General features: G+C 39.2%; 6 protein-coding genes and 1 pseudogene. 5 read left to right on the top strand and 2 right to left on the bottom strand.

The annotated features are described in order from the left end of the window. Together L1264_RS18095 and L1264_RS18090 are read left to right on the top strand one after the other, a co-directional pair. Nucleotides 1–726: pseudogene (locus tag L1264_RS18095) on the top strand (TonB-dependent receptor); the annotation flags it as partial. A gap of 345 nt (nucleotides 727–1,071) precedes the next feature. Continuing rightward, nucleotides 1,072–1,407 carry a hypothetical protein gene (locus L1264_RS18090; RefSeq protein ID WP_138558180.1) on the top strand — a complete coding sequence of 112 codons (336 nt, stop codon included), beginning with the start codon at nucleotides 1,072–1,074 and terminating at the stop codon, nucleotides 1,405–1,407. A 419-nt stretch (nucleotides 1,408–1,826) separates the two neighbouring features. On the opposite strand, the gene L1264_RS18085 is transcribed toward L1264_RS18090, so the two are convergent. Further along, nucleotides 1,827–2,690, bottom strand: coding sequence for a hypothetical protein (locus tag L1264_RS18085; RefSeq protein ID WP_235404346.1), 864 nt, complete (start codon nucleotides 2,688–2,690; stop codon nucleotides 1,827–1,829). A gap of 224 nt (nucleotides 2,691–2,914) precedes the next feature. Here L1264_RS18085 and L1264_RS18080 point away from each other — a divergent pair, with 224 nt between their 5' ends. Both L1264_RS18080 and L1264_RS18075 read left to right on the top strand, forming a co-directional pair. After that, nucleotides 2,915–4,726 (top strand): GGDEF domain-containing protein, encoded by a 1,812-nt coding sequence (locus L1264_RS18080; protein WP_235404344.1) that lies wholly within the window; start codon nucleotides 2,915–2,917, stop codon nucleotides 4,724–4,726. Nucleotides 4,727–4,906: 180 nt separating this feature from the next. Then, a complete protein-coding gene (locus L1264_RS18075; protein WP_135926760.1) occupies nucleotides 4,907–5,383 on the top strand; it encodes a hypothetical protein in 477 nt (158 codons plus the stop codon). 3 nt (nucleotides 5,384–5,386) lie between these two features. Here the strand turns inward: L1264_RS18075 and L1264_RS18070 are convergent, their stop codons facing one another. Further along, nucleotides 5,387–6,592: an anhydro-N-acetylmuramic acid kinase gene (locus L1264_RS18070; RefSeq protein WP_235404342.1), complete on the bottom strand. Its 1,206-nt coding sequence runs from the start codon at nucleotides 6,590–6,592 to the stop codon at nucleotides 5,387–5,389. A 258-nt stretch (nucleotides 6,593–6,850) separates the two neighbouring features. On the opposite strand from L1264_RS18070, the gene L1264_RS18065 reads away from it, so the two are divergent. Then, on the top strand, nucleotides 6,851–9,586 hold the full coding sequence (locus L1264_RS18065) for a TonB-dependent receptor domain-containing protein (RefSeq protein ID WP_199527475.1): 2,736 nt from the start codon (nucleotides 6,851–6,853) through the stop codon (nucleotides 9,584–9,586). Nucleotides 9,587–9,627: the final 41 nt, after the last annotated feature.

Below are 9,627 nucleotides of genomic sequence, written 5' to 3'. Positions count from 1 at the left end.
GGTTTCGGTAATGGTTTTGGTGGCTTAATTAATTACACTTATACATATGTGCCGGATCAAAAGTTCAACACCTCAACCTTTTCATATGAAATAGCTGATATGACTGATACAGAAACTCATTTGAGTGATCCGTCTCAACGTGAGTACTTTGAAGTTACTGGGTTTAATACTCAAACAGTTAGTCAAACAGAACCTATGTTTGGACAGTCACAAGACACCCTCAATGCATCTATTTATTTTGAAAATGACACTTTTTCGGCACGGTTGTCATATAACTATCGAAGTGAATTCGCTAATGCCAGCTTTACAGACGGTATTCGTTACACTGATGCGCGCCAACAACTCGACTTCAAAGCGACCTATCAAATCCTAGACAATTTAGTAGCAAGCTTTGCAGTAACAAACTTAACCAATGAAAATGTTGTGCAATACATAAAAACATCACAAATTGTTAATGACCCAGTTATTAATAAAATGAAATGGATCGACGAAATTGGCGAAGATGGTGTCGCAACAGGCAATCGCGTTGTCGCTAAAGATGAAAATGGCAACAATATTGTTGAGTCTTCTGTCTCAGGAGAAGAGGCCTTTGCCATTTTATCGCAAGCAAGTGGTATTCCTGTTGAAGAGTTAAAACCTTATTACCAAAATCATTTAGATAAGATATTTGTTAATGAGTGGACTAATGGCCGTCGCTACTACTTAGGCATAAACTGGACCTTTTAGCGATTATTTTTCTATTAAGTGGTTATTAAAATAGCCACTTAATAGTTTACATCTAGCCTTCGCACCTCATTTACAGCAACTCGATTAAAGTAACTACTCAATACTTGTTAATCATCTGCAAAATAAACAAACCTGTTCTAACGCCCAACTATCAATCTAACTTTTAAAAAAGAAATTCTTTAAGCAAATAACCCACTACTAAAAACTTAAGCCATTATTTAGCAATACTTATTTTCTAAACCCTCAATAAAATAACAATAAAGAAGTAAGTCTGACTGGATAACCTAGCATCTTTTTGCTAAATTCATTTGGACCATGGAGTGGGATTTAGTTAAAGGAACAACAATGAACGAATTTGATATTTTCATTAAAAATATTGTTTTAAATTGCATACGTGAGCAAGGTAGCTGCAGTGATCTTCATGAAGAAGATGAACAACTAACTTTCTATGTGAACATAAACAGCAGCGATAAGTTATGCTCCCAGAAACAGTTTAAAATAACTTACCCAATTAGTTACTCAATTGAGTCTGCACTTAGATACGAAATCGATTTACTCAGATACCTAGATTCAGGTGAAATAAGAACCCCTTTTACATCAGATATTATTGAAGTACTAAAATCAGAACTTGAGTATTTTGTATCAAGCAGCAAACCGCAGGGTGAGTACCATATTTGTTGATACCTGAGTGATAGCCTGATAAAAAAAGTTTTATCAGGCTGTTACTAATCAAGTTACTGCCATTTCTTGCTGTAGCAGTGACGTGGATCATTTTATTGTATACACGCAATTAAATGGCAAGCTCTTCATTAATCTAGCCAAACATTGCCGGTTTGATGTGTCCAAAATATAGATGCTTTGCCATCACTACGCTGATAAAAATGCTTTACCTTTATCAGATGACTAACTTTTGAAATAACCTTTATATTGCCTTGAACAAACGCAATTACTCGTTGCTGTATTTTAAGTTTGCTGGTTCTTCCTGCTAAAGACTGCTAAGTGAAACTTTTAAACACAAAATGAGAATGCTTTAATTGGCTATTTTCAAACATCCTCATTGTGTATTCCAATTAATTCATCAGCTTATTGGTAAAGTAATTTTAATTTGTTTGGTAATAAAAGCTTGTTTTAGAGAGTGGTTTTATTATGTCGTACTCTAGGCCAAAAGCATTTCTATCACCGCTTTTAGGTATAGTGTATTTGTCTAAAAGGACTACTCCCCAATGATTATCGCTAAGGCCACCAAAGATCACATTGACGCTGTCATACTCATCTTTTGTAATAGCTGCAACCTTATACTCAACCATTAAATCTCTGAGTTCTTGTGTATCAGCTGATAGCTCCATCAAGTTTGGCTCTGCATCAGGGCTTAGAATTTTATAATCGGCTGAGGGTACAAACCCAGCATATCTTGATGGTGTATAGCTTATTAATTGGGTGGGAGAATAAAAAGTATTGTTAACACGGTACACGTGCGGCGCAGATTGCTGGACAAGTTTTAAAGTTTGGCTATTTTTAAATACCAAAATCTCTGCCTCCGATACATCTAAAAATGACCGAATTAACTTAAGTCTTTGTTCAGTACACTTTTCTTTTTTACAAATAACTAAATTTGGAAGTTTTGTTCCAACTTGCTCTTTAACATTTAAAAACTGGCTACCAAGCACTCCTAAGTTAAAGTTAGTGAACGCTTGCTTATCTTTGTCATTTTTAAATTTAGTGGCATGAATATCAAAGATGCTAAACGGATAAAAAGAGGGTAAGTAGGCAAGCTCTAAATCGGTTTGCGGCATCATTTCATCCATGTGCTTTAATACCGCGCGATACTCTTTATCTATTTCATCATTAAAATAGTCTGGTCTTTCAGCCAGTGCTGTAACAGAAAATAAAAAAGCACTACAAAGTAATATTTTGTTTAACATGAAAAAATAAATCCTTTTGATTAAAACTATTTTGAAAACCATACCATTTGGGTAAAAAATTACATAATTTGCAGTTGAGCCACTTTCAAGCTTGAAAGAAAATCAAAACAGATTAAAGCATTAAATTATTTATATTTTTTCAACATAAAATCTTATAAGCAACAATTTCATTATGCTAAGCTAGCTGCAATTATAAAAAAATATCATTGATTGGTATCAGAGTAGCTGTATGGAGTAATGATCAGATGATAAGGATATTGTGCATATTGCTATTTGCAACCAATGTGGCTGCAAATGATGTTCAGAGTGAAATCAACCGTGTTCTTCACGGTTATACAACATATTCTGAATCTGTCGAAATTTTAGCTAGATTAGAGCAGCAAATGCCTTATGCAGATGTGCAAGATAATGCGCATGTAATGGCATTTAAATGTTGGTTTTCTAATACATCTACTCCTAGCGGGCTTAGTGAATATAAACATTTTCTAGAAACAGCCAAGCCAATCATCCAAAAAGCAAATAATATTACCTTAAAACATGAGCTTGCTGTCTGTGAAGCAAACCAAAAGTATACACAAGGTGATTATGAAACAGCTCTTGGGCACTTAAAGCCTATAATCAACACTACATCAGTAGAAAAAACAACCTCCCCTAAGCAATTATCAACCATCGCTACTGCTCACATTGTACTTAACCGAATTCAGTTAGCTAAAGGCAACTATCAAGAGGCATTCGACTCTGCAAAAACAGCTTATCAGTTATTTGAAAAAGCAGGTAACGACTACGAAAAAGCACTCGCATTAAAAGAAATCGCCGATATTCACATAGCGTTGTACAACTATGAACTTGCAATTGAACAATTGCAGCGTGCTAAGTTAGCGCTATCGAAATTTAATGAGCAAGAGCAATACAAGGTACTCGATTTACTCGCGTATGCTTATGAAGAAAAAGGCGACTTAATAAAGGCGGTTGAATTATACGAGTCGATTAAAAAAGATGTTCGTCGTTTCGAAAGTGATAATGGCTATGCTTACATATTAATAAAGCTGACAGAACTCAATATAAATTTAAATAGGTTATCTCAGGCAGAGCCATATCTAATTGAGCTAAAAACACTTTCTGTTGATGACAGTTGGATTTTGACTCTTTACAACTTCACTAAATCAGAATGGTACTTGGCTACAGCTCAGTTGCAAGCAGCCGTTACATCTCATGAGAAAATAGCCGGGCAACAACAATCATGGCCCGAGAGCTTACAGGAGCGCTATTTAAATTTAACCTCACAGCTTGCTGCTGCAACAGGAGATACTTTCTCACAAATAACATCTCAGCGGCAATTAATCGATTTAATGAATAAAAAACAGCAGGCTTTAGCAAATAACATGCTTATTTCTGCCAGATTAAACTTTAACTATGAGCAACAAAACCGCGAAATTACTCGTTTAGAACATGAGTCAAAGCTACAACAAAAGCTTTTAGCAGTAGCCGAAGATAAGTCTTTTTGGCAAGGCTTAACGGTGATGATAACTTGCGTATGTTTATTGCTATTCGCCATTTATACCTTCAAACAAGTTCGCCAGAAAAAGTATTTTGAAATACTCGCTTTAAAAGATGAGCTTACCGGCATACCAAATCGAAGAGCTATTCTAAATTTAAAACGAAGTGTCATGCAGCAAAACAAACTCAATAAACAAGTCAGCTCTTTGATTTCTATCGATATTGATTATTTCAAAGCGGTCAATGATCAATACGGTCACGATATAGGTGATGAATTAATCATATCCATAGTCAATACGATTGTGCACACAGTCCGTTGCTCTGACCGGGTAGGTCGTGTTGGTGGCGAAGAGTTTTTAATTGTGCTTGAGAATCAATCTTTAGAAAATGCACAGGAGATTGCTGAGCGTATTAGGCTTTCTGTTGCCGAAAAGGAGCATACCTCATTATCAATAAGCGCTACTGTTAGTCTGGGTGTCATTGAAATTGCACCTAACGAAACAACGGAGCAGGCCGCGAAAAGGGTCGATTTACACCTTTATAAGGCAAAAGAAGGGGGGCGAAATACTGTTTACTCTTAACTTTTTTAGGAGTTCAACAACAATCAAATAAATAGACTTAGGTTTTAACAAACAAATTAAACATTCAACTTTGTTCTGATTTTACGATAAATAATACGCAATATGACAATAGTCATAAATCTGTAATTTAATTAATTCATAATTGGCGCTAATTTAATCACCTAATGTAATGAACAAGTAATGGACAGTGCCTTGGTGCAACTTTCGTTTGCACTCCCCTCTAATGAAGACCCTTTATGTGCAGCGCTTGCGCACACTATGGAATATGAACAATTGCATTTTGCTGCCAATGAGCAAAAGCGTGTTGTATTTTGTTGTGTGCTACCTGACGATGCTCACGAAGGTGATGTGATCTCTATTAGTGCAACACGCCCTGATGCCCGCGAGTCTGCCTATTTTACTGCGTACACGTTAACACAACACGATTTAGAACAGCACGTGATCAGCCTTACTTTAGAAAATGTCACGCACAGTGGCGAATTTGTGCTGCAATTAATGCTGCATGGCATGCATGCAACACTTAAAGACAGCGCCCAATTCGATGTTAGCATTGCTGCAAGCACATCAGCAGAGCTTTTAACTAGCGAGCAAGCTAAAAACCAAGGTCTACGCCGTTACATCAGCAATATCGGCGCAACCTTTTTAGCTTTTTTTTAGGGCCTAGTCAGGAAAGCTAATTTTACCCATGGTAATATCGGGGATCCCTTGCTCGGTATTACCAAAGCGTTGTTGCCCACCCGACAAACATTCGTTCGCTAAAATAGCAAATAACACAGCCTCTTTTGCATCTGGATTTATACCTAACGAATCAGTGTTATTTATTACAGTAAGCTCTGGGCAATGAGCCAAAATAATCTCCATTAATAATGGATTATGAACCCCACCACCACTGGCGTATACAGCCACATCAGTTAAGCCTTCACTGCATTGGTTAATTGCCTTGGCAATCATGACTCCTGAAAACTGCACTAAAGTTGCCATAACATCAAAGTGCGATAACGCTTGCGTATTTGAACGTGCTTGTGCCGCTGCTAAATAGTCTAGATTGAACACTTCTGGCCCGGTGGTTTTTGGAAACCCTAAACCAAAAAATGCATCATCACACAGCGCAGTGAGTAAAGCTTCATTTACCGCGCCTTTTGTTGCAATAGCGGCATCTTTATCATAATAAAGGGGTGCAAAGTAACGCTGTACATAGGCATCCATAATGGTATTGCCTGGGCCAATATCAGAGCTAAAAACCGCTCGTGGATCAGCCGATTTTGGCAAGTAGGTTAAGTTTGCAATGCCACCCATGTTTAACAATATGCGGTTTTCACTGGTACTTGTGAAGTATAAATAATCACCATATACAGCAAGCGGCGCACCTTCACCACCCGCGGCTATGTGTTTTTGTCTAAAATCACCTATGGTGGTAATGCCAGCAGTCACTGCAAGGTGATCGCTATCGCCAATTTGTAGCGTTGCATTGCCATATTCTGGGCGCTTATGTTGGTTTTTAGGGCAGTGATAAATTGTTTGACCATGACTGGCAATCACATCTATCTGCTCATTTTCGACCCCCCAAGAGGCTAACGTTTTTGCGACCATTTCACCATGTAACTGGCCAATCCATGGATTGAGTAAAGTGACTTCTTCAAGGTCGCAATCGCGTTTGGCAAATACTCGTTTTACACGCGTTTTATAATCATCGTCATAATCGACGGTGGTAAACTTTAATACTTCTACATGGGTGTTCATACCCTGCCCTGATACTTCACACAGTGCGATATCAAGACCATCTAACGAGGTACCACTCATCAGACCAATAATTAATTTTTTTTCTTTTTTTGCGCTTAAATACAGTTTCTCAATATGTTGATGCATAAATAAATCACTTAAAATCAGCTTATTAGATGTAAATAAGCGGGTTGACGACTTGGAATAGTTTATATTTTAAAATAATAGATTTAAAGAATAATTATTGCAAAGATTTTTAAATTGCTTTAAAACTGTACCAGTGCTCTCCCCAAAAGGAGAACACGACGTATCATAACAAAAAGTATGACTCTTTAAATTAACTAAATGGTCTAGGTAGTAAACCAACCTGCGTTGATTTAAATGATAAAACGCAAGGGAATCATCATGAAAGCAAAGACAACAACCGGACATCGCTCACTATTGCTGCTCTCGCCTTTAGCTCTAGCTGTAAGTTCAGTAATAAGTTATGCCCACGCAGAAGACGCCGAACAAGTTAAAAAGCCTGAGGTGATCACTGTTACAGGTTCACGCATCCAACGAACTGAGCTGGTTTCAAGCAGCCCTGTCGTAAGTGTTGATGAAGCACAAATTCACTTAGATCGCGCAGTGAACGTTGAAGATATTACCGCAAAACTACCACAGGCTGCAGCAGGTGCTAACAGCACAGGTGCAACAGTGGGTGACTCTTTCGGCTCATCAACCATTGATTTACGTGGCCTTGGCCAAAACCGCACATTGGTGCTGATTGACGGTACTCGCGCCGTACCATTTAGTTTTCGTAACTCGGTTGACGTAAATACCATTCCTGCCGGATTAATTAAACGCGTTGATGTATTAACTGGTGGTGCAGCAGCGGTTTACGGTGCCGATGCCGTAGCTGGTGTTGTTAACTTTGTTTTAGACGATGATTTTACTGGCGCTGAATTCTCAACCAGTTACGAAAGTGCCGACGGCGGTAACGAAAAGCTTAACTTTGAAGCTATTTTTGGTGGCGATATCGCCGATGGCAGCGGCCATGTAACAGGCTATATTGGTTATACTGAGCGTAAAGAGCTATTAGCCGGCGAGCGTGACTACGCGCTTGAAAACTCAACAACCATGATCAACAGCGGTGGTTATTATACTGACGTTGCATCTGGCAATAGTATCGGTATTGCTGATTCTGGTGCTGTAACAAGTGAGCGTCAAACAGCTGATTTCACTCCTGATCGTTATTTAACTCAACCAATGGACCGTTTTTCTGCGGGCTTATTATTCGACGTTGATGTCAGCGACAGTGCCATTGCTTATGGCCGCGCAATGTATTCTAAAGTGACCGTAAATGGTGCTGGTGCCAGTGGTCAAACCCCGATTTTTGTTAACGAGCAAGTAACCTTAACGCAAGACAATGCATATATTCCTGATGAACTACGCAACCAACTGACGTTTGACAGTGAAGGCAATGCCCTTGTTAATGTTGAACGTAACCTAGGTTTAGGTGTGCAACACACCGAAGCGGTACGTGATTCAATGCAATTTCAACTAGGTTTAAAAGGTGATATTACAGACTACCTATACTACGACGTATATGGTCAGTACGGTAAAACCGACGAAGTAGCCACCATTTATAATAATGCGTATCGCAATGATAACAATGGTAATAGTCGCTTTGCTGCCCTTGCAAACTCGGTAGATATTTTTGATCCAAACCATGATTTCAGTGACTTTAGCGACCCACTGCTATATACCACTCGCGACCGTACACAAAGCGTAATCTCAGCAACGTTATCGGGTGATTCTGGGTTCTTATTTGAGTTACCAGCAGGTGCTATTGATTTTGCAATCGGTTATGAATACCGTAAAGAAACCGGTAAACAAACACCGGGCGATGCATTTAGAAACGGTACCAGCTTCGCATCTATTAGCGCATTTGATATGGATGCAAGCTTTAGCTCAGAAGAATTCTATGCTGAAATTTTAGTGCCTATCTTGGTTGATAAACCATTTGCTGAAGAGCTTAGCTTTGAAGGTGCCTACCGTATTTCTGATTACTCAAATACCGAAGCAGAAGACACCTACAAACTAGGTATCAACTGGGCAATTAACAGCGATATTCGTATTCGTGCAAACCGCTTAACCGCGTTTAGAGCACCTAACTTAGGTGAGTTTGCCAGCCCAATCACAGCGCTATCGTTATCATTATTTGACCAAAACAGCGATCAATTTGTACCACGACTTGCAGGACGTTATAACGGCGATCCATGTTTACTTGGTACCGGTGATGCGACCCAATGTGCTGCGTTTGGTGCGCCGCCAGTTGGCACTGAGTTCGACTCAAGTACAGCAAAATATACCTATGGTGGTAACCCAAATATTAAGCCTGAGCAAGCCGAGTCAGATACATTAGGCATTGTTTACACACCTAGCTATTTAGAAGGCTTTGACTTATCACTCGATTACTACAGTATTCGCGTAACAGATGCGGTAAGCCAAATTCAGCCAGGTGCTGCGCTACAAAGCTGTTATGTTGACGACCCGAATCCGAACAACCCATTGTGTGGAGCGGTACTTCGTGATCCAAACACCGGTTTCATTAGCACAGCTATCGTTAATGACTTTAACTTAGCTGCAATTGAGCAAGAAGGTATCGACGTTGCAGCAAATTATGTCATTGATGCACCAGAGCAAATGGGTGGTCGTTTTAGATTCTCGTACCAAGGTAACTTTGTTACTAAACAAACGCGCCAAAACAACAGCACAGTGCCTGAAGTTGACTGTAAAGGAACTTACGGCAGCGCCTGTTCGGGTGACTTTGCCAGTGTTTTACAAGCTGACTACAAACACCGAGCAAGCATCGATTGGCAGTTAGATAACATGAACTTCCAACTTGGCTGGCGCAGAATTGGTGAAGTAGAGTATGCTGTTGACCGTTCAGAAACAATTTCAGCACAAAATTACTTAGACTTTGCCGCTGCATGGCAAGTTAATGAGGAACTTGCTGTTAACTTTGGTGTCGATAACTTATTAGACCGTGAACCACCAACACCTGAAATAGGCGCAAACCACTTTAACACTGTGAGTGATTATAGTGTGATTGGCCGCTCGGTCGGTGTTTCACTAAGATATGCTCCAAGCTTTTAATTAATCCTACTGTTTTAGCTACACAGGATTGATCCCCTCAA

Origin of the sequence: Pseudoalteromonas sp. APAL1, assembly GCF_021532475.1 — a bacterium.
GTDB lineage: Bacteria > Pseudomonadota > Gammaproteobacteria > Enterobacterales > Alteromonadaceae > Pseudoalteromonas > Pseudoalteromonas lipolytica_C.
The sequence above is the reverse complement of the archived record's forward strand: the minus strand, read 5'-3'. Positions and strand labels throughout refer to the sequence as shown.

Bases quoted from the DNA above. Each gene is read 5' to 3' on its own strand.
- L1264_RS18090 (WP_138558180.1), top strand. From the start codon at position 1,072: ATGAACGAATTTGATATTTTCATTAAAAATATTGTTTTAAATTGCATA.
- L1264_RS18085 (WP_235404346.1), bottom strand. From the start codon at position 2,690: ATGGTTTTCAAAATAGTTTTAATCAAAAGGATTTATTTTTTCATGTTA.
- L1264_RS18075 (WP_135926760.1), top strand. From the start codon at position 4,907: ATGGACAGTGCCTTGGTGCAACTTTCGTTTGCACTCCCCTCTAATGAA.
- L1264_RS18070 (WP_235404342.1), bottom strand. From the start codon at position 6,592: ATGCATCAACATATTGAGAAACTGTATTTAAGCGCAAAAAAAGAAAAA.
- L1264_RS18065 (WP_199527475.1), top strand. From the start codon at position 6,851: ATGAAAGCAAAGACAACAACCGGACATCGCTCACTATTGCTGCTCTCG.